The sequence below is a fragment of the Pseudomonas sp. TH04 genome (assembly GCF_016651355.1).
In the GTDB taxonomy this organism is placed as follows: Bacteria; Pseudomonadota; Gammaproteobacteria; order Pseudomonadales; family Pseudomonadaceae; genus Aquipseudomonas; species Aquipseudomonas fluorescens.
In genome coordinates, this window is the sequence record NZ_JAEKEA010000001.1 from 172,735 (window position 1) to 190,661 (window position 17,927).

27 protein-coding genes are annotated in these 17,927 nt (G+C 58.3%); 26 read left to right on the forward strand and 1 reads right to left on the reverse strand.

What is annotated here, in order from left to right; genetic code table 11:
• Nucleotides 1-193 precede the first annotated feature (193 nt).
• From JFT85_RS00690 to JFT85_RS00735, 10 genes are all read left to right on the forward strand, one after another.
• Entirely contained in the window at nt 194-1,051 is an 858-nt protein-coding gene (locus JFT85_RS00690; RefSeq protein WP_201228787.1) for a replication protein, read from the forward strand.
• Entirely contained in the window at nt 1,041-1,847 is an 807-nt protein-coding gene (locus JFT85_RS00695) for an ATP-binding protein (protein WP_201228789.1), read from the forward strand. The genes JFT85_RS00690 and JFT85_RS00695 overlap by 11 nt, the downstream gene beginning before the upstream one ends.
• Complete coding sequence (locus tag JFT85_RS00700) at nt 1,847-2,317, forward strand: hypothetical protein (RefSeq protein WP_201228791.1); 471 nt, start codon at nt 1,847-1,849, stop codon at nt 2,315-2,317. Before JFT85_RS00695 ends, JFT85_RS00700 begins: the two co-directional genes overlap by 1 nt.
• On the forward strand, nt 2,314-2,952 hold the full coding sequence (locus tag JFT85_RS00705) for a recombination protein NinG (RefSeq protein ID WP_201228793.1): 639 nt from the start codon (nt 2,314-2,316) through the stop codon (nt 2,950-2,952). The genes JFT85_RS00700 and JFT85_RS00705 overlap by 4 nt, the downstream gene beginning before the upstream one ends.
• Nucleotides 2,949-3,494: a hypothetical protein gene (locus tag JFT85_RS00710; protein ID WP_201228795.1), complete on the forward strand. Its 546-nt coding sequence runs from the start codon at nt 2,949-2,951 to the stop codon at nt 3,492-3,494. The genes JFT85_RS00705 and JFT85_RS00710 overlap by 4 nt, the downstream gene beginning before the upstream one ends.
• A gap of 348 nt (nt 3,495-3,842) precedes the next feature.
• Complete coding sequence (locus JFT85_RS00715; protein WP_207200999.1) at nt 3,843-4,253, forward strand: hypothetical protein; 411 nt, start codon at nt 3,843-3,845, stop codon at nt 4,251-4,253.
• Nucleotides 4,254-4,341: 88 nt separating this feature from the next.
• On the forward strand, nt 4,342-4,527 hold the full coding sequence (locus JFT85_RS00720; protein WP_201228797.1) for a zinc finger domain-containing protein: 186 nt from the start codon (nt 4,342-4,344) through the stop codon (nt 4,525-4,527).
• Nucleotides 4,528-4,535: 8 nt separating this feature from the next.
• Nucleotides 4,536-5,390 carry a putidacin L1 family lectin-like bacteriocin gene (locus tag JFT85_RS00725; protein WP_201228799.1) on the forward strand — a complete coding sequence of 285 codons (855 nt, stop codon included), beginning with the start codon at nt 4,536-4,538 and terminating at the stop codon, nt 5,388-5,390.
• Between the two features lie 123 nt (nt 5,391-5,513).
• A complete protein-coding gene (locus JFT85_RS00730; RefSeq protein ID WP_099489835.1) occupies nt 5,514-5,849 on the forward strand; it encodes an MFS transporter in 336 nt (111 codons plus the stop codon).
• Complete coding sequence (locus tag JFT85_RS00735; RefSeq protein WP_201228800.1) at nt 5,846-6,190, forward strand: hypothetical protein; 345 nt, start codon at nt 5,846-5,848, stop codon at nt 6,188-6,190. Before JFT85_RS00730 ends, JFT85_RS00735 begins: the two co-directional genes overlap by 4 nt.
• Nucleotides 6,191-6,240: 50 nt before the next feature.
• Here JFT85_RS00735 and JFT85_RS00740 read toward each other — a convergent pair whose 3' ends face one another.
• The gene (locus JFT85_RS00740) at nt 6,241-6,663 is read right to left on the reverse strand and encodes a hypothetical protein (RefSeq protein ID WP_201228801.1); all 423 of its coding nucleotides are present in this window, start codon (nt 6,661-6,663) and stop codon (nt 6,241-6,243) included.
• A gap of 74 nt (nt 6,664-6,737) precedes the next feature.
• On the opposite strand from JFT85_RS00740, the gene JFT85_RS00745 reads away from it, so the two are divergent.
• From JFT85_RS00745 to JFT85_RS00820, 16 genes are all read left to right on the forward strand, one after another.
• Nucleotides 6,738-7,361, forward strand: a complete 624-nt coding sequence (locus JFT85_RS00745) for a putative metallopeptidase (RefSeq protein WP_201228803.1) — start codon at nt 6,738-6,740, stop codon at nt 7,359-7,361.
• Between the two features lie 31 nt (nt 7,362-7,392).
• Nucleotides 7,393-7,869 carry a DUF2280 domain-containing protein gene (locus tag JFT85_RS00750; RefSeq protein ID WP_119739709.1) on the forward strand — a complete coding sequence of 159 codons (477 nt, stop codon included), beginning with the start codon at nt 7,393-7,395 and terminating at the stop codon, nt 7,867-7,869.
• Nucleotides 7,844-9,166 (forward strand): phage terminase large subunit family protein, encoded by a 1,323-nt coding sequence (locus tag JFT85_RS00755; protein WP_201228805.1) that lies wholly within the window; start codon nt 7,844-7,846, stop codon nt 9,164-9,166. Before JFT85_RS00750 ends, JFT85_RS00755 begins: the two co-directional genes overlap by 26 nt.
• Nucleotides 9,163-10,581 (forward strand): DUF4055 domain-containing protein, encoded by a 1,419-nt coding sequence (locus JFT85_RS00760; protein WP_201228807.1) that lies wholly within the window; start codon nt 9,163-9,165, stop codon nt 10,579-10,581. The genes JFT85_RS00755 and JFT85_RS00760 overlap by 4 nt, the downstream gene beginning before the upstream one ends.
• Nucleotides 10,556-11,641: a minor capsid protein gene (locus JFT85_RS00765; protein WP_201228809.1), complete on the forward strand. Its 1,086-nt coding sequence runs from the start codon at nt 10,556-10,558 to the stop codon at nt 11,639-11,641. The genes JFT85_RS00760 and JFT85_RS00765 overlap by 26 nt, the downstream gene beginning before the upstream one ends.
• Nucleotides 11,642-11,697: 56 nt before the next feature.
• Nucleotides 11,698-12,063, forward strand: coding sequence for a phage protein NinX family protein (locus JFT85_RS00770; protein WP_201228811.1), 366 nt, complete (start codon nt 11,698-11,700; stop codon nt 12,061-12,063).
• 83 nt (nt 12,064-12,146) lie between these two features.
• Nucleotides 12,147-12,875 carry a hypothetical protein gene (locus JFT85_RS00775; RefSeq protein WP_201228813.1) on the forward strand — a complete coding sequence of 243 codons (729 nt, stop codon included), beginning with the start codon at nt 12,147-12,149 and terminating at the stop codon, nt 12,873-12,875.
• A 12-nt stretch (nt 12,876-12,887) separates the two neighbouring features.
• A complete protein-coding gene (locus tag JFT85_RS00780; RefSeq protein WP_201228815.1) occupies nt 12,888-13,853 on the forward strand; it encodes a major capsid protein in 966 nt (321 codons plus the stop codon).
• 47 nt (nt 13,854-13,900) lie between these two features.
• On the forward strand, nt 13,901-14,485 hold the full coding sequence (locus JFT85_RS00785) for a hypothetical protein (protein WP_201228817.1): 585 nt from the start codon (nt 13,901-13,903) through the stop codon (nt 14,483-14,485).
• Nucleotides 14,486-14,544: 59 nt separating this feature from the next.
• Nucleotides 14,545-15,048 carry a DnaT-like ssDNA-binding protein gene (locus JFT85_RS00790; RefSeq protein ID WP_201228818.1) on the forward strand — a complete coding sequence of 168 codons (504 nt, stop codon included), beginning with the start codon at nt 14,545-14,547 and terminating at the stop codon, nt 15,046-15,048.
• Between the two features lie 68 nt (nt 15,049-15,116).
• On the forward strand, nt 15,117-15,443 hold the full coding sequence (locus tag JFT85_RS00795) for a helix-turn-helix domain-containing protein (protein WP_201228820.1): 327 nt from the start codon (nt 15,117-15,119) through the stop codon (nt 15,441-15,443).
• A gap of 53 nt (nt 15,444-15,496) precedes the next feature.
• On the forward strand, nt 15,497-15,865 hold the full coding sequence (locus JFT85_RS00800) for a hypothetical protein (protein ID WP_201228823.1): 369 nt from the start codon (nt 15,497-15,499) through the stop codon (nt 15,863-15,865).
• Complete coding sequence (locus tag JFT85_RS00805; RefSeq protein WP_201228825.1) at nt 15,862-16,458, forward strand: hypothetical protein; 597 nt, start codon at nt 15,862-15,864, stop codon at nt 16,456-16,458. The genes JFT85_RS00800 and JFT85_RS00805 overlap by 4 nt, the downstream gene beginning before the upstream one ends.
• Nucleotides 16,455-16,871 carry a phage tail terminator-like protein gene (locus JFT85_RS00810; RefSeq protein WP_201228827.1) on the forward strand — a complete coding sequence of 139 codons (417 nt, stop codon included), beginning with the start codon at nt 16,455-16,457 and terminating at the stop codon, nt 16,869-16,871. The genes JFT85_RS00805 and JFT85_RS00810 overlap by 4 nt, the downstream gene beginning before the upstream one ends.
• Before the next feature lie 51 nt (nt 16,872-16,922).
• Nucleotides 16,923-17,183 (forward strand): hypothetical protein, encoded by a 261-nt coding sequence (locus JFT85_RS00815; RefSeq protein ID WP_080673241.1) that lies wholly within the window; start codon nt 16,923-16,925, stop codon nt 17,181-17,183.
• Between the two features lie 87 nt (nt 17,184-17,270).
• Nucleotides 17,271-17,927 (forward strand): phage tail protein, encoded by a 657-nt coding sequence (locus tag JFT85_RS00820; protein ID WP_201228829.1) that lies wholly within the window; start codon nt 17,271-17,273, stop codon nt 17,925-17,927.

A 17,927-nucleotide genomic window follows, 5' to 3' on the forward strand; every position in this document is an offset into this window, starting at 1 on the left:
CCGTGTACCCAGTATCGGCCCAGACGGTCTGCGAAGTAAGAAACCTGAAGTCGCTGGAGTTTTATCCAGTGGGTTTTGAAAGAGGGAAACGGGGAGTAGGGCGGGGACGTTGGCGCTTCAGTGCCGAATTCCAGGCAATAAAAAAGCCGACGTACGAGGTCGGCTTCTTCAACAACTTTATGCGAGAGAAATCATGCCAAACATTGTTGCGTTACACAACCCTCGGGGATTCACCCGTATGGACAATAGCCTTATGGAGGCTTTGGCTACGGTTGATCTGCCAGCGCGTGAACTGCGCGTTCTCATGGCCATTGCACGCCAGACCATCGGCTATCAACTGGAAACCAAACGCCTGACTGCCGACGATATCGGCAAGCAGACCAACTTGCGCCGCGACGTCACTTCGAAGGCGATCAGCCACCTCCTTGAGCGGCGCATCATTTTCCGCGTTGGCGGGAGCCGTGGCGATATCGGTATCGCGCCGGTCCGCGAGTGGTCTTTCTTCGAAGAAAAACAACCGAGTCTCACTGAGACCAAAACGTCTCACTCAGACAATATCGTCTCACTGAGACCATCTGCGAGTGAGACCAAAACTGCTCACTCCCTTCTTTATACAAAGAAAGAACCCCTATTAACTCTTTCTACGAAAGAGATTAATTCGCCCCAAGAGCCAGTCGAACCTCCGAAGCCTGATCGCAAGACTCCGTTCGGCATGGCGCAGTTGTTGGCCGACAACCCGCACAGCGTCCCTGAGCAACTGCTCGCCGACTGGCTGATACAGCGCAAGGCCAAGCGCGCCGCAGTGACCGCCACCGTCTGGTCAACTGTGAACACAGAGTTGGCCAAGTGCGCCGAGGCAGGGATCACCGCAGACGACGCAATCACCGAGGCGCTTAATTCCGGCTGGCAGGGTTTCAAGGCGTCCTGGGTGATCAAGCGCCTCGCTGAAGCTGCACCAACTCCGCCCCCTCAGTCGCGCCACACCGGCTTTGCTGAACGCAATTACACCGACGGCTTGATACAGCGTGAGGACGGTTCCTATGCGATCTGAGCCAGTTCAAGCAACACCAGAATTGCCGCCGGGCACCCGGAGCCAGCCCGCCGAATGCGAGACCCACGGCCACTATGACCAGAAGATTTTCCCGGTGCTGGGCAAGGAGCTGAAGAGCGGTTGCCCTGAGTGCGGAAGGATAATTCGCGAGAAGGCCGACGCTGCGGAGTTGGCCAACAAGGCGATGGAGCTGCGCATGGCTATGGAGCGCAAGCTCGGCGCCGCACTGATCCCCAAGCGCTTCGCCAGGAAGACGCTGGACGGCTACATCGCCACCACCACGGAGCAGCGAAAGGCGCTGAACACCTGTCGCCGGTATGCCGCTGAGTTCGCGCAGATCGCCGAATCGGGCCGCTGCCTGTTACTGCTGGGCAAGCCCGGTACCGGCAAGACGCATCTGTCCGTGGCGATCGCCAACGAGATCATGGCCAAGTCGAGCGCAACCGCGGTGTACCGCACCATCGGCGCCGTGCTGCAGGCCATCCGCGCGACCTACGACCACTCCAGCCACCAGAGCGAAAGCCAGATCTTGTCGAGCCTGATCAGTCCCTCGTTGCTCATCCTGGATGAGATCGGCGTCAGCAAGGAGAAGCCGAGCGACTTTGAGCTGACCACGCTGTTCGCGATCATCAACGGTAGGTACGAGCAAATGCGCCCGACTGTGATCGTCTCCAATCTCGATGCCAAGACGTTGCCAGATGCATTAGGCGAGCGCTGCATTGATCGGTTGCGAGAGGGCGGGGTGATCGTCATCCCGTTTGAGTGGGAATCGCAGCGTGGCAAGGAGGGTTTCTGATGTCCGACAAAATCTCAGTCAACTGCCAGGCCAAGCTCTCCGAAGTCATCACCAAAATCAGCGCCATGTACAAAGACAAGAAGTATGTCGTCGTGACCCTGCGCCCGGGCAAGGACCGCACGCTCGACCAGAACCGGTTGTGGTTTGGGATGTACAAGCGCATCGCCGAAATGACCCAGATTGGTGATGCTGCTGACGCCCGGCGCTACTGCAAGCTGCACTTCGGCGTGCAGATCCTGCTGAACGAGGATGCCGGGTTTCAGGCTGAGTGGTACCGGGTCATGCGCCATCTGCCGTACGAAACGAAGCTGGCCATGATGGGCGAGTGCCACTTGTTCGGGCCGGATGGCTTCCCTGTGACCAGCCTATTTAATCGCGCCCAGGGCATCAATTACACCGACCACATCGCTGCCTACTTCACAGAGAAAGGTGTGGTTTTCACTGATCTGCTCAGCAAGGAGGCTGCATGATCGCCAAGCAACCCAAACCGAAGAAGTGCAAGAACCCTGCATGCGGCATCAGCTTCCCGCCGCAGCGCCTGGGCCAGGCCGTCTGCAGTCCGAAGTGCGGTCTGGCAACCAAGGATGTGAATCAGGCGAAGGCGCGTAAGTCGCTAGCTCAGGTCGAGCGTCGCGAGATCAAGGTCCGCAAGGAGAAGCTGAAGAGCAGGGCGGATCATCTCAAGGATACAGAGAAGGCAGTACGCGACTACCGCCGCACCTACGAACTTAGCATCGGCAGCGGATGCATCAGTTGTGGTAACTCGCAGGAATCGATTTTGGCCGCCCAGGGCTGGAAGACTGGCGGCGCGTTCGATGCGGGGCACTTCCTCGGCAAGGGCGCCCGGCCCGAGCTGAGGTTGGTGCCGACTAATATCTGGCTTCAGTGCAAAAGCTGTAATGCGGGCTCATCCAAGTTCGCCCGCAAAGGCGAGACGGTTTCGCAGGGGTTCCGTACCGGCCTCATCGCGCGCATCGGCCTAGAGGCTGTCGAGGCGCTGGAAGCCGACCACACGCCGCGCAAAGAAACAGTAGAGCAATTGAAAGCCATCACGGCCGAATACCGGGCAAAGACCAGAGAACTGAAAAAAGGGGAGGCCGCATGACCTATCGCAACGTTGTTTCAGCAGTAGTTCGGGCGCTCGCGGCCGAGACCATTACATCCGCCGGCGGCTGTGACTTCGAGCCGAAGGTGCAGTGCGCCAAGCAGAAGGGTGAGATCGTCGGCAAGGAGGCGGAGTTCCTCCAGGACTGCTGGGTGTTCGGTCGCCTGCACAAGGCTTTGACCCCGGCGCACTGGCGTGCACTTGTGGCGAAGTACTCAACGCACCAGGAGCGCAAGCACGGCGCCATTTTGGAATTGCTCAACTCGGTGAAGACGCCTGCGCCGAAACGCTTCCGGGAGTGTGCCGTGCTGACCTGGGCCATTCCGCAAGTTGCCGGTGCCGAGGGTAAGCGTTCTGCCGCAGTGCTGCCGGCCGCCTGGTACGACATCACGAATTGGGATAACGATGGTAAGCCAGAGTCGACTCGGTACCGGTGGAGGTCAACGATCCGCAAGACGCTCGATGACCAGGTGAACGACGCGCTGACCGCAGCTCAGGAACTGCTCGACGCAGAGGGATTAATCGAAAGTTGCGCTGCGTAGCAAATCGCTATTGCAATGAGTGAGAAAGTGAGAGAATATTTACCCATCCTGTCGATCTTGCGCGTTAGGGATTAATACTGAAAAGCCTCGCCAATGTGCGGGGTTTTTTGCATTATGGGGGCGGTGACCGAGCGGCTTAAGGTTGAATGAGTGCGCATAGATATCGCACCGGTAGCTAGTCGTTGAGGTGCCCACTACGGGGCTAACCCAAGGCGACCATGGGTTCGAACCCCATCCATCCCCACTTATCCCGAGCCCGGCCAAGCGCCGGGTTTTCTATGCTGGAAATTTGTTCTAAAGAACGCTCGATCGCTGTCGATAAATCCTTATCGTGCATTCAGGGAGCGGATGAATATGTTCGGATTTTTGGCCGACAAGGCGAAGGCATTGTCAGAAGCGGTTAGCGAGACGGCGATCTCAGCGAAGGATGCCGTCCTTAACTCTGTTGGAGAGGGTGCAAGCGCAGCTACTGAGTATTTGGAGAAAAATTGGCCGCAGATAGAGCGCGTCGTGGTTGATGGCCTGCTTACTGTTACGCATGATCGCATCAAGGATGACGAAGCGTTTTTGCTTGTTGCGGAAAAAGCTTTTGAGCTTCTGCCTGCGCCGGTACGTCTTTTGCTCCCAAGGTCCGCATTCCTCGCACATACCGAAAAACATCGGGTTTCAATTGTTGAGTTGCTAGAGGAAAAGCGACAGCAGCGGCTTGCGCTTGAGGCTCCTGCAGCTGTAGTGACTGAAGTGATACCTGCTAGCTAAGGGGCTCACTACTTAAACTCAAACCCGGCCATTGCGTCGGGTTTTTTGTTGCCCATGGAAAGGGCGATTCAGCAAAAGGAATTTGCAGATGTTGAAAGAATTCAGATGCGGTAACTGCAACCGACTTCTCGCCCGCACGGGTGGGGTTACAGAGCTCCAGATCAAATGTTCCCGATGTGGGACGCTGAATCATGTGAAGGCCACGAGCCTCGAGCAATCGCCTTTGAGCGACATGAAAGCGGAATTCTCCGCGACAAATCATTCGACTCAATAGGTGAAAAAATGGCTTTTTCCGTCGCCCCGTTCACAAACAACGGTAGCTCCGTACTTCCGCCTCGGACAATTATGCGCCAGGGCCAGTATTTGGAGTCTCCAGACAAGCGCTACAAGTTGATCCTTCAAGACGACATGAACTTGGCACTTTACGACCATGGCGCCGTAGCGTGGGTGCTTGATTACAACACTCCGTACACATACCAAGATCGCAACCCAAACTCCGACCTCGGCAACTGCTTCTATACCCAAGGCAGCGCGATCATGATGGACCAGATCCGGAAGCGCTCCGTAATCACCACCAGGGGTGTACCTCTGGGTAGTGAGGAGGGGGCGCCGGATCGCATGTATTTGCAGCTTCAAAACGACGGCAACGTTGTGTTGGTTGATGCGGTTCCTCTGTGGGCGAACAACGCAGCTATTCCAATTTCGTATGATCAGCCCTCGATTACTATTCCGCCTGGCACTTCATTGGAACCTGGCAAACTTTACGGCATCGGGAATGTCGCTTTGGTGTTCCAGGGCGACGGCAACCTGGTCGTTTATGGTCCAAACAGCAGCGTCATCTGGGCAAGCTATTCACAGAACAAAGGCGGCACGAAATGCATCATGCAGGGCGACGGCAATCTGGTGATCTACACCGATAACAACGTCGCGATTTGGCACACTCACACCGGTGGCAACCCTGACCTTGCACTCCGCGTCCAGGCCAACGGCCGGATGTCGATTGTGAAAGAGCTTCCAGTGTGGGCGCGTTTCGGCTACGTCCCAACGGTCAAGCCTCGCCGCCCGGTCTTCTATCCGGATCACGGTACAGGTGACCTCCCGACTTACGGAAGTTGGACCTGGAACAACGTTTTGTAACTCGGCCAAGAGCCCCGCCATCGTGCGGGGCTTTTTCGTTTTCGGCCCCACCACCCCTTCGCTCTGAGCTGGGAGTGCCGCTGGGGCCGACCTATTTCAAACATGCCCCACGGAGTCGAGCGCATGGAGTATCTACAGCGCCTGCTCGACAAGATCGACAGGTTCGAACTATTGATTGCGGGCCTCGTTGGGGCGGTGATCGCTAGCTGGTGGCACAAGGACGACTTGAACGACTGGCGTGCCTGGATGATCTTCCTCATCACCGGCATGGCCTGCTCGATCTACCTGACAAGCATGGTCAGCACCTATCTGGGCGTGACCGAGCCGAAGATCGTCGCCGGTATCGGCTTCCTGCTGGGGGCCTTCGGCGGCTCGCTCCTGGCGGCCATCAATCGAGCTATAAAATCCGCTGACCTCTGGGCGCTCATTCGCCAGCGGTTCGGGGGAGGCAACCCATGAATCTTGAACTGATCAACTCCATCGCCTGCGGCCTAATTGCGCTGTGGGCAGCATGGTGCGTACTGAGCGGGAAGGTGAGGGACGGCATCCTCGGGAAGCTGATTTACTCGACGATCGCCATCAGCGGCTTCGTCGTCATGGCGCGCAGCCAGAACATCTTCTTCGGCCCGACCAGTGCAGGCCTGACGCTACACGTCGCCCTGGCGCTGGCCGGTGCCCGGCACATTTTCATGGTCACGTACTGGCAGCGGGTGAAGGTCTGGCTATGCCGGACGCTGAACTGCGAGCACTGCCTGCACTGTGACAAGGCACCTGGTCGTGCCGAGAGTCGCAAGCAGTGATCATCACCACGTACTTGTACGCTGAACAGACGTGGCGATGATTCTATCGATTAAATGCCGATGATTTTTGTGCCGTATGGGTCAGAAAAGTCGTATTCAGTGTTGGCAGTAGCGATGGAGCCCCATAAATGCTGAATGGAGTTAGCGTTCTTCAGGCTGGTCAGTACGGGTACTGTTGCGAACCCTAACGAATCTAAAGTCAGCGCGCGATGCCTGCCGTCACTGAACTCAACACTACCGTCGTAATTGACGTGCAGCATTGGAATGTAAAGGGTTCCTGTAGTTGAGAGTGTTCGGTGATTTTCGGTTAGGCGTTTTGGTAGGGTTCCATTGGTGTGAAACTGGTCCATAGCGACCTTCGCAGCTGCCTTGGCGTCCAGAATCAAAATCACTGGCACATCCTTAGTTGAGAAATGCAGGACGGTAGCGGAAGGCGGCCAACTATTTTTAGTGAGACAGATCATCTTTGCCATCTTGCTGGAGCTCCTTTTGGTGTTCGGGGGAGCGGATGGTGGCACATAGGAGCTGTCTCAACTAGGGCAGATAAATGCATAGACCTTATCCCCCGTTATCGTTGATCGAGATGTCAGAGCTTTCCGACTTCGGCATTCGCCTAACTCCGGCTCCCGAAGTATGGAAATGGCTCCAGGCCGAGATCCTTGCCGACACCGGCAGCATCCACAACGAAGACCATGCTCACTTACTGGATGCAGACATCCGGGTTATGTGGGCGTCGTCGAGCTTCGAGAAGCAGGGCCGCACAGTTCTGGGCCAGGCCGAGCAGGTAGCGTTCCGCGCCGGTGGATGGCAGAAAGCCCGGATGGAGCAACAGATGCGTGATTGGTTCGGCGACGTGCCAGCCTTCATCATCACTCTTGCTGCTGACCACTGCGCCCAGTGCAGCGACCTGGAGTTCTGCGCGCTGATTGAGCACGAGCTGTATCACCTGGCTCACGCGACCGACAAATACGGTCAACCAGCATTCACCCAAGACGGTGCACCAAAGATCAAGCTGCAGGGCCACGACGTTGAAGAGTTCGTCGGTGTCGTCCGCCGCTACGGTGCAAGCCCTGATGTACAAGCGTTGGTGGATGCTGCAAACAGTCCTGCTGAGGTGGGGAAATTGAACATTGCGAGGGCCTGCGGAACCTGTCTGCTGAGATCGGCCTGATTCTTGACAGGCTCTAGACGGATGAGAATTTATGGCAGCCCTGAAAAATGAGGTGAAGAGCTTCATCGTTCAGGCGCTGGCGTGCTTTGACACCCCATCCCAGGTGGTGGAAGCCGTCAAGAACGAATACGGGGTTGTGGTGAGCCGCCAGCAGGTGGAGACGCACGACCCAACCAAGTCCGCGGGGAAGGGGCTGGCCGTGAAGTGGGTGACCCTTTTCCACGACACCAGGAAGCGGTTCCGAGAAGAGACCGCAGAGATCCCGATTGCCAACCGCGCCTTCCGGCTTCGTGGCCTGGGGCGAATGGCTGAGAAGGCCGAGAACATGCGCAACCTGGCGCTGACCGCTCAGTTGTACGAGCAGGCCGCCAAAGAGGTAGGCGACGTCTACGTGAATCGCCGCCTCGAACCTGAAAAACCACTTGGCTCCCATGCGGACCAGCAGCACGCCGTTGCTGAATACACGCTGGAGCCTGATGAGAATGTCCCGACTTCCCCGCACCTATGATCCACCGGTCAAGCTGACGCCCAAGCAGGCGAACATTTACTGCTGGGGTTTTCAGCCTGAGGCCCGCTTTCGCGATGCGGTGTGTGGTCGCCGGTTCGGTAAGACGTTCCTGGGCAAGGCTGAGATGCGCCGCGCTGCACGTCTGGCTGCTGAGTGGGGCGTGAGCGTTGAGGACGAGATTTGGTACGGCGCGCCGACGTTCAAGCAGGCTAAGCGCGTGTTCTGGCGGCGCCTAAAGCAAGCCATTCCCGAGGCATGGCGCGCGCACCGCCCGAATGAAACGGAATGCTCGATCACGCTCAAGTCTGGCCACGTCATGCGCGTGGTGGGGCTCGACAACTACGACAACTTGCGGGGCTCCGGTCTGTTCTTCGTCCTGGTGGATGAATGGGCAGACTGCCCGTGGGCTGCGTGGGAAGAAGTACTGCGGCCGATGCTATCGACTTGTCAGTACCAGATTCCAGGCGTTGGTATGCGTAAGGGCGGGCATGCGTTGCGAATCGGCACGCCCAAGGGCTTCAACCACTGCTACGACACTTATCTGGACGGTAAACCAGGCGGCGAACCGGACCATAAGAGCTGGCAGTACACGTCATTGCAGGGCGGCAACGTTCCTCCTGAAGAGCTTGAAGCGGCTCGCCGGAAAATGGACCCGCGCACTTTCCGGCAAGAGTACGAAGCTGGCTTTGAGAACTACGCGGGCGTCGTCTACTACACGTTCAATCGCGACGAGTGCCGAACCAGCGAGCGAATCAAGCCGGGCGAGGCGTTGCACATCGGTATGGACTTCAACGTCATGAAAATGGCGGCCGTCGTCTATGTCGTGCGTAACGATCTGCCGATGGCCCTGGATGAGTTTCACGGTGTTCGGGACACGCCGGAGATGATCGAGAAGATCCAGACACGGTTCCCTGGGCATTCGGTGGCGGTATATCCCGACGCCAGCGGGCAGAACACCAGCAGCAAAAACGCGAGCGAGTCCGACTTGTCGCTGCTGAAGAAAGCAAAATTCACGGTGATCGTCGACTCCACAAACCCAGGCGTGAAAGACCGCGTGAACTCGGTGAACGCCATGTTCCTGAACGCCTACGGCGAGCGACGACTGAAGGTCAACATCGACCAGTGCCCTCAGCTCACCTTGTGCCTTGAGCGACAGACCTACACCGACAAGGGCGAGCCGGACAAAGATCCGAAAAAGGGTCACGACCATATGAACGACGCCGCCGGCTACTTCATCGCCAAGCGCTATCCGATCAAAGCGATCGTCACTTCTATCAAAATGGGATACGCCCGATGAGCAACGACGTCTCCTTCAAGCGGGCGGAATACACGGCAGTGCTGGACCGCTGGGCGACCGTTCGCGACGTCTGTGCGGGCCAGCACCGTGTTGTCGATCGGCTGCCGTACATCAACGCGCACGACAAATCGCCGGAGAACCAAGATCGAAACCGGGCTTACCGCGAGAGAGCGGTGTTCAAGAACGCCACCGGGCACACCCGTAACGGGCTGCTGGGCCTGGCCTTCCATAAAGACCCGACACTCACGGTGCCGAAGAAGCTGGAATACCTTCAGGACAATGCCAACGGCTCCGGGGTGAGCATTTACCAGCACTCACAAGGCACGCTTGAAAAGGTACTGGAGGCTGGCCGTCATAGCCTATACGTCGACTATCACCAGGATGACGGCATCGGCGGTCACTCGGTGATCCTGTCGTACTGCGCCGAGGACATCATCAACTGGCGCACTGGCATGGTGAACGGCCATAGCGTGTTGACTCTGGTGGTGCTGCGGGAGTCTCCGGAGATTCCTGACGGCTTCGGCTACAAGACAGCTGAGCAGTATCGCGAATTGGCGCTCGAGGAGGACGGTTTTGTCTGCCGTGTCTGGCGTCGGTCCGGGCCGAAAGGTGGCGGGCCGCTGGCAGTCATCGACGAGTTCAAGCCCGAAGGTGTAACCGGTCGCCTCAAGGAGATCCCATTCACCTTCGTCGGCGCGCAGAACAACGACCCAACCATCGATGAATCGCCGCTCTACGACATCGCCATGATCAACCTGGGCCATTACCGGAACAGCGCTGACTACGAAGACAGTGTCTTCTGGTGTGGTCAGGCTCAGCCGTGGATCAGCGGCCTGGATGAGCAGTGGCGCGACTGGATGGAGAAGAACGGCGTTTATGTTGGCTCCAGGGCTCCCATGATGCTGCCGGCTGGTGGTGCATTCGGCTACGCGCAGCCGGCGCCGAACACGCTGGTCAAGGAGGCAATGGCCGATAAGAACCAGATGATGATCGAACTCGGCGCACGGATGGTGGTGGCTTCACTTGCCACCAAAACCGCTACCGAGTCCCGAGGCGATCAGTCGGCATCCACTTCGGTGCTCGCAGGCTGCGTGGCAAACGTCAGCGAGGCCTACACCCGAGCAATCATGTGGTGCTGCGCCTACATGGGCATCGCTGACAAGAAGGTTGCGTACCAGGTGAACCAGGAGTTCGTTGAATTGACGGCTGACCCGCAGATGATCGCGGCGCTGGTGGGGCTGTGGCAGCAACGCGGATTTGCTAAGGCAGACCTTCGGGCCTACCTGCGTAAGCTGGGCTTGATCGCGCCGGAGCGGACTGACCTGCAGATCGACGGTGAACTGGAGGAGCAGGGCGACGGCCTGGACTTGGACGACGAGGACAAACCAAATGGCGGTAAATCCGGCGGTACTTGATGCCACGATCCGGCACGCGGTCTTCCTCGAAAAGCTGAAGGCGGGGGAGGCGGGCAAGTTTGCCCCCTTCCTCAAAGAGATTGACCGCTCGATAAGGGATCGGCTCACCCAGTCAGACCTGACCGAATACAACACGAAGCGCCTTGAAGCGTTGCTGAAGGAGGTCGATAGCCTGTTGCTGGGCATCTTTGACCGCTACAGCGCGCAACTGAACCTCGACTTGGTGGACATCGCCAACTACGAGGCTGAGTTCGAGGCGACCAGTCTTGCCAGATCGGCGCCGGTTGGCGTGTCGCTCGATGTGGTGGCACCAACGGCGGCAGCAATCCGAACCGCAGTGCTGACGAACCCACTCAGCGTGCGCGGCACCGGCGGCGGGAAGCTGCTGAAGGCCTTCATCAAGGATTGGACCGGTGCAGAGCGTGAGCGCGTCACTGGCACGATCCGGCAGGGCTTCTTCGAAGGGCAGACGAACTTCCAAATCATCCGCAGCATTCGAGGCACCAAGACTGCCGGCTACAAGGATGGAATTCTCGCCACCACCAATCGCAATGCCAGCACGGTCGTGCACACCGCGATTCAGCACGTGTCGTCTCAAGCGCGAATGGAGGTGGCCAAGGCCAACACGGACATCGTGCAAGAGATCCAGATGGTGGCCACGCTGGACAGCAAGACCAGCCAGCAATGCCGCTCGATGGACAAGCGCAAGTTTCCAGTGGATTCCGGTCCCAGGCCGCCATTCCACCCGAACTGCCGTACCACGTTCATCTTGCTGACCAAGCTCAGCGCCATGTTCGCCAAGGGCGCTACGCGGGCTTCGGTGGGCGCAGACGGCGGCCAGCAGGTCAGTGCTGACCTCGATTACTACCACTGGCTCCAGCAGCAGCCAGCAGCGTTCCAGGACGTTGCCATCGGCCCTGTCCGGGGCAAGCTGTTCAGGGAGGGCGGGTTGACCGTGGAGCGTTTCGCCGAGCTGCAGCTTGATCGCAACTTCGCACCGCTGACGCTCTTGCAGATGAAAGGACTGGAGCCTCTGGCCTTTGAGCGTGCAGGGATTTGACCCGAGCGGATTGAGCATGTATTGATTGCGCTCCATAAACAAAGGAGTGTTTCTCAATGGGGCAGAAAGCTGTAGGGATAGAGGAACTTGAGGGGTGGTGGATTGATTATGTGGTCGGCCAGCAAGTGTGTGACCGCAAGCCGCATATTTTCTGGGCTGCAGGTGGGGCTGGAATCATCCATCTCAAGTTTCAAGAGCGAAATAGTGAGGCGGTAGAGTTTTCCCCGAGCACGCGCTGGGCAGACGGAGGGCCTCTTCTCGAGCAATTCAACATATCTCTGAGGTGCGATGGTGTTTCTGGTTGGACAGCCAGCGTAGAAGGCGGGAAAAGTTGGTCAGATTTTTTTCCTCTACGTGCAGCAATGCTCGCCTTGATTGCATCAAAGATTGAGGGCGACTGCTACATACCGACCTACAAGTAACAACGATTTTATGAGGCCCCGCCAAGTGCGGGGTTTTTTTATGCTCGCAAAGCGGGCGACACATACCCAAGGGGTGCATCAACGTGGCAGAAGAAAACGAAATCGACCTGGAAAACCCGGCAGTCAAGGCCGCTATCGCGACTGCCGTTGAAGCATCCGTTTCGGGTTTGAAAACCAAGAACTCGGAGCTGCTCGGCAAGCTGAAGGAAACCTCCGGAAAGCTGACCCAGTTCGAAACCCAGTTTGAAGGCATCGACATCGACGCCGTCAAAGGCCTGCTCAGTCGTGCGGGCCAAGACGAAGAGACCAAGCTGCTGACCGAGGGCAAGGTGGATGAGGTCTTCAACCGCCGCACCGAGCGCTTGCGCGGTGACTACGACAAGCAGTTGAAGACCATCAGTGAGCGTGCAGAGAAGGCTGAATCCTTCGCTGCTAAGTTCCAGGGCAAAGTCTTGGGCGACTCGGTGCGCGGCGCAGCACTGAAGGCCGGCGCGCTGCCGGAAGCAACAGACGACATCATCCTGCGCGCCAAAGGCGTGTTCACCCTTAACGAAGATGGCGATGCAGTCGCCGTTGATGAATCCGGCCAGATCATCCTCGGTAAAGACGGCAAGACCCCTCTGACTCCGCTCGAATGGGCGGAATCTCTGCGCGAAAGCGCACCTCACCTGTGGCCAAGGGCTTCAGGGACATTTGCCCCGGGCGGGGGTGGCGGCAAGGCTGCATTCAAGCGCTCCGAAATGACCTCCGAGCAGAAGCGCGACTTTCAGCGCAAGCACGGCCAAACCGCATATCTCGCATTGCCCAAGTAAGGGGATTGACCCATGGCTACAACCGTTAACAGCGACCTGATCATCTACAACGATGAGGCGCAAACCGCATACCTCGAGCGTGTCCAGGACAACCTGGATGTGTTCAACGCATCGTCCAACGGCGCGATGGTGCTGGACAATGAACTGATCGAAGGCGACTTCCGCAAGCGCGCTCTCTACAAGCTGAACGGCTCTCTGGAGCACCGCGACGTCAACTCTGACGGCAAGGTAACTGCCAAGAAGATCTCCGCCGGCGAAGCTGTTGGCGTCAAAGCTCCATGGAAGTACGGTCCATACCAGACCACCGAAGAGGCGTTCAAGCGCCGCGGTCGTCCGGTCGAGGAGTTCTCCCAGATCGTCGGTGCCGACGTCGCTGATGCGACCTTGGAAGGCTTCATTCAGTACGCAACCGCTGGTCTGCGCGCTGCCATCGGTTCCAACGCTGACATGGTGGTTTCGGCCAACATCGAAACCGACGGCAAGAAGACGCTGACCCGCGGCATGCGCAAGTTCGGCGACAAGTTCGGCCGTATCGCCCTGTGGGTTATGCACTCCAGCGCTTACTTCGACATCGTCGACGAAGCGATCACCAACAAGATCTACGAAGAAGCGGGTGTCGTGATCTACGGCGGCCTGCCGGGCACCCTGGGCAAGCCTGTACTGGTGACCGATACCGCGCCGGCGGATGTGATCTTCGGCTTGCTGCCAAACGCCGTAACCATCACAGAGTCGCAGGCCCCGGGCTTCCGTTCCTACGAAGTGAACGATGAAGAGAACCTGAGCATCGGCTACCGCGCTGAAGGCACGGTGAACATCGATGTGCTGGGTTACAGCTGGAAAGCCACTACCGGCGGTTCCAACCCAACCCTGGCTGCCGTCGGCTCCGCTGCCAACTGGGTCAAGCACGCGGGCAGCAACAAGGTCACCGCCGGCGTGATGATCAAGCTGACTACAACGCCTCCTGCCACTGGCGACTAAGCCTTAAACTCAATGCGCGGTCAGCGATGGCCGCCCTGGAGAAACACATGGAACTGACTTACAGCAACCAGCTGAACGGCTTTGATCCGGAGAAGCGTTACCGAAACCCGGAACACTTCGATAAGCCCGAAGCCGGTGTGACCAGTGTGCTGGTGATTGGCGATTGGCCGAGCGTGGTCGAAGCGTATGAAGCGGTCGGCATCGACGTGTCGGTGAAAGAAGCCGAGCGCGTGCAGATTGTTGGCGCGGCCCATCAGGCCGAATTGGAAAAAGTCATCTCGGCTTTGCGTGCTGAAAAGGGATCGATCGAGATCCTTGTTGGGGGCTTGGAAGTGGGTGAGATTCACCGCCCGGAGTCCGGGGAGCTGGCGTTGCGATTGTTTGAAGTGCTGGGCACCATCCATGCCTCGGTTGGTGAGCTGACCTCTGAGCGTGACGGCCTAGCCTTGACTGTCGACGCACTGCGCGGCGAGATTGAAGCGCTGAAGAAGGCTGCCCTCACGCCGCCGGCCGATGAGGCCGGTGAAGTCGCGGCGCTGAAAGCAACGCTCGACGAAGCCAAGGTCCAATATCGGGCAAACGCCTCCAAAGAATCCCTGGAAAAGCTCGTCGCTGATCTGCCCAAGGAGTAATGCTGCGGGCTGTCGGTGATCCGGCGACCAATCTACAAACCATTCTAGAGAGCTGACGCATGACACTCATCATCGAGGACGGCACCGGCAAGCCTGACGCAGAAAGCTACGCGAGCGCCGAGGACCTGGTCATGTACGCCATGAAGTTCGGCACGGTCATCCCCGCAGACGTTCTCGAGCAGGAAGCTTTGCTGCGCCGGGCAGCCTTGGCAATGGATGGCATGACCTGGAAAGGGCGCAAGACGAATAGCGAGCAGGGACTGTCCTGGCCGCGCCGGGAAGTGCTGCTGGACCACGAGATCAAGCCGAACAACTACCTGCCGGCGCGTATCCAGTACGGCCAGATGGCCCTGGCCGCTGAGATTCATCAGGACGATGTCGACCCCGTGGAGAAGCGGAAGGGGGCGGTGCTGCTTGATCGTGTTGAGGGCGCGGTAACGCGGCAGTACGCGGCTATCCCGTCCACCAGCAATCGGCTGTTGCCGGCGGCGCCGGATCGGCCGAGCGCAACGCAATTTGCCGACTATCTACAAAAGCGTGGGTTGTTTGCGGTAAGAGTGTGAGTAAGTGTTGCTCTCCTACTAGTAAGAGAGTATCGTGCGAAAACTCTTACTGTTCTTGGAGATAGACAATGTTGCCGAACGCTCAAAGTCCAAATTTCGTATCCGCTCTCCGCGAAGCGCGGGTTGGGAAAAATATGAGTCAGCGTCAGCTGTCATTAGCTGCCGGGTTCCATTACGGCACGGTTAGCCTGTACGAGCGCGGGGTTCACAAGCCCGAGCCTGAAAGCTGGAAAAAACTAAACGACATACTGTTTGCGGACTCTGACGGCTCTGTATTGCATGAAGTGGGAAATGAGGCAGATGCAGAGGTGACTTTGTCGGAAGCCACTGTCGAAGCGATACTCGATGAACTAAAAGGTCGGGGATTCACGAAAGTGACCCTCGCAAACGGCTGAAGCCAATTCCCCTAAACCCGCTCATTAGCGGGTTTTTTCTTGTGAGAGCTATCATGGCCTTCTACGACGAAATGGCCGTGATGGCTATGGAGATGATCACAGAGTTCGGCCAGCCCGTGACCATCAGTAAAACTGAGCCGGGCGAGTACGACCCGGAGACGGGTGGGGAAGCGCCTGGTGCAACCATCGAGCAGATCGCCCAAGGCATCCTGCTCGATTTCACCGGTATCGAATTCCAAAACAACAGCCTCATCCGGCAGGGCGACAAGAAGCTCAAGATCGCCGCGCAGGGCTTGGCCTGGGTGCCCGGCCTGCTCGACAAAGTGGTTGCCCAGGGCCGCACCTGGTCAATCGTTCCTCCGCTAAAAGAGGTCAACCCTGCCGGTACGGCGATCCTGTATGAGCTGCAGGTGCGGTCGTGAGTCGGGCAGGCGCTGGCCAGTCCGGCAGTTTCGCCCTGAGCCTGGCCGAGTTCGCCGCTCAGACAGGTGAAGCCATCGATGCCAGCGTGCGTGAAATTATCATCGAGGTCGGCAGCAGCCTGATCCGGATGTCCCCCGTGGGTAACCCGGAGATTTGGGCGCAAAACGCTGTGGCGACCCAGTACAACAAGGCCGTCGACGATCACAACAGCGGGCTGCGTAGCGATCCGGACAACCTCACGAAGGGCGGTAGGCTCAAGAAGGGCCGAAAGCTCAACGACGGCATGGACATCAAGGCGCCAGAGGGCTACGTCGGCGGCAGGTTCCGTGCGAACTGGCACATCTCGCTTGGCATGGTCGAGAACGTCACCTTCGACGAGGTGGACCCAAGCGGCGCCGAGACTACCGCGGCGCTGGTAGCCGCGATGAGCGACTTCACTGCCGGCCAGATGGCCTACATCATCAATAATTTGCCCTACGCGATTCCGCTGGAGTTCGGCCATTCCACCCAGGCCCCTGGCGGCATGGTCCGGGTAACTGTGGCTCGCTTCCAGCAGATCGTGCTGGAGGCCATCAGGAACAACCAGGTATGAGTCACGCAATCATCGCTTCAATCTACGAGGCAAAGCTGGTCGCCTGGAACGCTGCCAGGTCGGAGAAGTTGAAGATCGTGTTCGAGAACACGGCCTACACTCCGGCGGCGGGCGAGACCTACCTGCGAGCCTTCACTATCCCGGGCGACACCGCGAGCAACACGCTCGGCGGCGATCACCGGCTGTTCACCGGAGTGTTCCAGGTAAGCATCATCGCGCCGGCGGGCACTGGGAAGACCAAGACGAACCCCATTGCGGTCGAGCTGGTCGGCTTGTTCCCGCTATACGCCAGGGACACGAAGGGCTCGGTCACCGTGGCGACCATGTCGCCAGTCGACCCGGGCCCTGGCATCACCGGTGATTCCACCTACACCGTTCCAGTCTCGTTCTTGTACCGAGCCGACACCAATTGAGCGGCTCGCGCTAGAATCGCTCCATGTAAATGGGTAGGTAGGGGCGTCACCATGGATGAAGATACAAAAGCGCGATTACAGTGGCTGGATGAGTCGGCAGATGATCACGCCTGGAACAACCGCGACGAGATTATTGCCAGCGACAGGTGCATCTGTACTGCGTGCGGGGAATGGTCTACGCCGAGTCAAATTACGAAGTGGTATCTGGAAAAGCATGCCTGTTGTCCTTCCTGCGGCCTTACCGGCGTCGTCATTGGTTCAAAATCTGGGCTGCCTCTTGAGGCTTATCAAGACTGCCGTAATCCTGAATAACGGAACCGCCAAATAATTCGCCCATTGGGCAATCCCAAGAACCCGCCATTGAGCGGGTTTTTTCACATCTGCAAAGAGGAAACACCCATGGGCTACAAACTCCCGAACGGCGGCACCTTCCAGCACGCCGCAACCTACGGCGCGGCACTTCCGTTCGCTGCCATCAGCAATGCGAGCGAGGCGGTGGCTACTGTTGTAGGTGGCACCATTTCTGCCGGCGATATCGTTCTGCTCACGTCCGGCTGGAGCAAGCTGGATAGCAAGGTTGTACGCGTGAAGTCGGCCACCGCGACGGCTATCACCCTGGAAGGTATCGACACCACCGATACTCAGGTTTTCCCGGCAGCAGGCGGTGCAGGAACTATGCGCAAAGTGCTGACCTGGGTGCAGATCCCGCAGATCTCCGACGTTGCCTTCTCCGGCGGCGAACAGAACTACCTGGATGTGGTGTTCCTCGAGGATGACCAGGGCAAACAGATCCCCACCGATAAATCGGCGGCAAGCATGGTGCTGACCATCGCTGACGACCCGGCGCAGGCATTCAACAGCGTTCTGCTGAAAGCTGACGCCGGCAAGCAGATTGAAGCAGCGCGGCTCAACCTGCCCGGCAATGACACCCTGCTGTACGGCACCTACACGTCGTTCTCCAAGCAGCCGGCGGTCTCCCGCAACAACCTGTTGACGCGCACCGTCAACCTGGCGCTGCAGGCCGAGCCGACCCGTTACCTGACTGCGGTGGCATAA

Excerpts from the sequence above, each read along its gene's own strand:
- JFT85_RS00690 (WP_201228787.1), top strand. The coding sequence starts at position 194 with ATGCCAAACATTGTTGCGTTACACAACCCTCGGGGATTCACCCGTATG.
- JFT85_RS00695 (WP_201228789.1), top strand. The coding sequence starts at position 1,041 with ATGCGATCTGAGCCAGTTCAAGCAACACCAGAATTGCCGCCGGGCACC.
- JFT85_RS00700 (WP_201228791.1), top strand. The coding sequence starts at position 1,847 with ATGTCCGACAAAATCTCAGTCAACTGCCAGGCCAAGCTCTCCGAAGTC.
- JFT85_RS00705 (WP_201228793.1), top strand. The coding sequence starts at position 2,314 with ATGATCGCCAAGCAACCCAAACCGAAGAAGTGCAAGAACCCTGCATGC.
- JFT85_RS00710 (WP_201228795.1), top strand. The coding sequence starts at position 2,949 with ATGACCTATCGCAACGTTGTTTCAGCAGTAGTTCGGGCGCTCGCGGCC.
- JFT85_RS00715 (WP_207200999.1), top strand. The coding sequence starts at position 3,843 with ATGAATATGTTCGGATTTTTGGCCGACAAGGCGAAGGCATTGTCAGAA.
- JFT85_RS00720 (WP_201228797.1), top strand. The coding sequence starts at position 4,342 with ATGTTGAAAGAATTCAGATGCGGTAACTGCAACCGACTTCTCGCCCGC.
- JFT85_RS00725 (WP_201228799.1), top strand. The coding sequence starts at position 4,536 with ATGGCTTTTTCCGTCGCCCCGTTCACAAACAACGGTAGCTCCGTACTT.
- JFT85_RS00730 (WP_099489835.1), top strand. The coding sequence starts at position 5,514 with ATGGAGTATCTACAGCGCCTGCTCGACAAGATCGACAGGTTCGAACTA.
- JFT85_RS00735 (WP_201228800.1), top strand. The coding sequence starts at position 5,846 with ATGAATCTTGAACTGATCAACTCCATCGCCTGCGGCCTAATTGCGCTG.
- JFT85_RS00740 (WP_201228801.1), bottom strand. The coding sequence starts at position 6,663 with ATGGCAAAGATGATCTGTCTCACTAAAAATAGTTGGCCGCCTTCCGCT.
- JFT85_RS00745 (WP_201228803.1), top strand. The coding sequence starts at position 6,738 with ATGCATAGACCTTATCCCCCGTTATCGTTGATCGAGATGTCAGAGCTT.
- JFT85_RS00750 (WP_119739709.1), top strand. The coding sequence starts at position 7,393 with ATGGCAGCCCTGAAAAATGAGGTGAAGAGCTTCATCGTTCAGGCGCTG.
- JFT85_RS00755 (WP_201228805.1), top strand. The coding sequence starts at position 7,844 with ATGTCCCGACTTCCCCGCACCTATGATCCACCGGTCAAGCTGACGCCC.
- JFT85_RS00760 (WP_201228807.1), top strand. The coding sequence starts at position 9,163 with ATGAGCAACGACGTCTCCTTCAAGCGGGCGGAATACACGGCAGTGCTG.
- JFT85_RS00765 (WP_201228809.1), top strand. The coding sequence starts at position 10,556 with ATGGCGGTAAATCCGGCGGTACTTGATGCCACGATCCGGCACGCGGTC.
- JFT85_RS00770 (WP_201228811.1), top strand. The coding sequence starts at position 11,698 with ATGGGGCAGAAAGCTGTAGGGATAGAGGAACTTGAGGGGTGGTGGATT.
- JFT85_RS00780 (WP_201228815.1), top strand. The coding sequence starts at position 12,888 with ATGGCTACAACCGTTAACAGCGACCTGATCATCTACAACGATGAGGCG.
- JFT85_RS00785 (WP_201228817.1), top strand. The coding sequence starts at position 13,901 with ATGGAACTGACTTACAGCAACCAGCTGAACGGCTTTGATCCGGAGAAG.
- JFT85_RS00790 (WP_201228818.1), top strand. The coding sequence starts at position 14,545 with ATGACACTCATCATCGAGGACGGCACCGGCAAGCCTGACGCAGAAAGC.
- JFT85_RS00795 (WP_201228820.1), top strand. The coding sequence starts at position 15,117 with ATGTTGCCGAACGCTCAAAGTCCAAATTTCGTATCCGCTCTCCGCGAA.
- JFT85_RS00800 (WP_201228823.1), top strand. The coding sequence starts at position 15,497 with ATGGCCTTCTACGACGAAATGGCCGTGATGGCTATGGAGATGATCACA.
- JFT85_RS00810 (WP_201228827.1), top strand. The coding sequence starts at position 16,455 with ATGAGTCACGCAATCATCGCTTCAATCTACGAGGCAAAGCTGGTCGCC.
- JFT85_RS00815 (WP_080673241.1), top strand. The coding sequence starts at position 16,923 with ATGGATGAAGATACAAAAGCGCGATTACAGTGGCTGGATGAGTCGGCA.
- JFT85_RS00820 (WP_201228829.1), top strand. The coding sequence starts at position 17,271 with ATGGGCTACAAACTCCCGAACGGCGGCACCTTCCAGCACGCCGCAACC.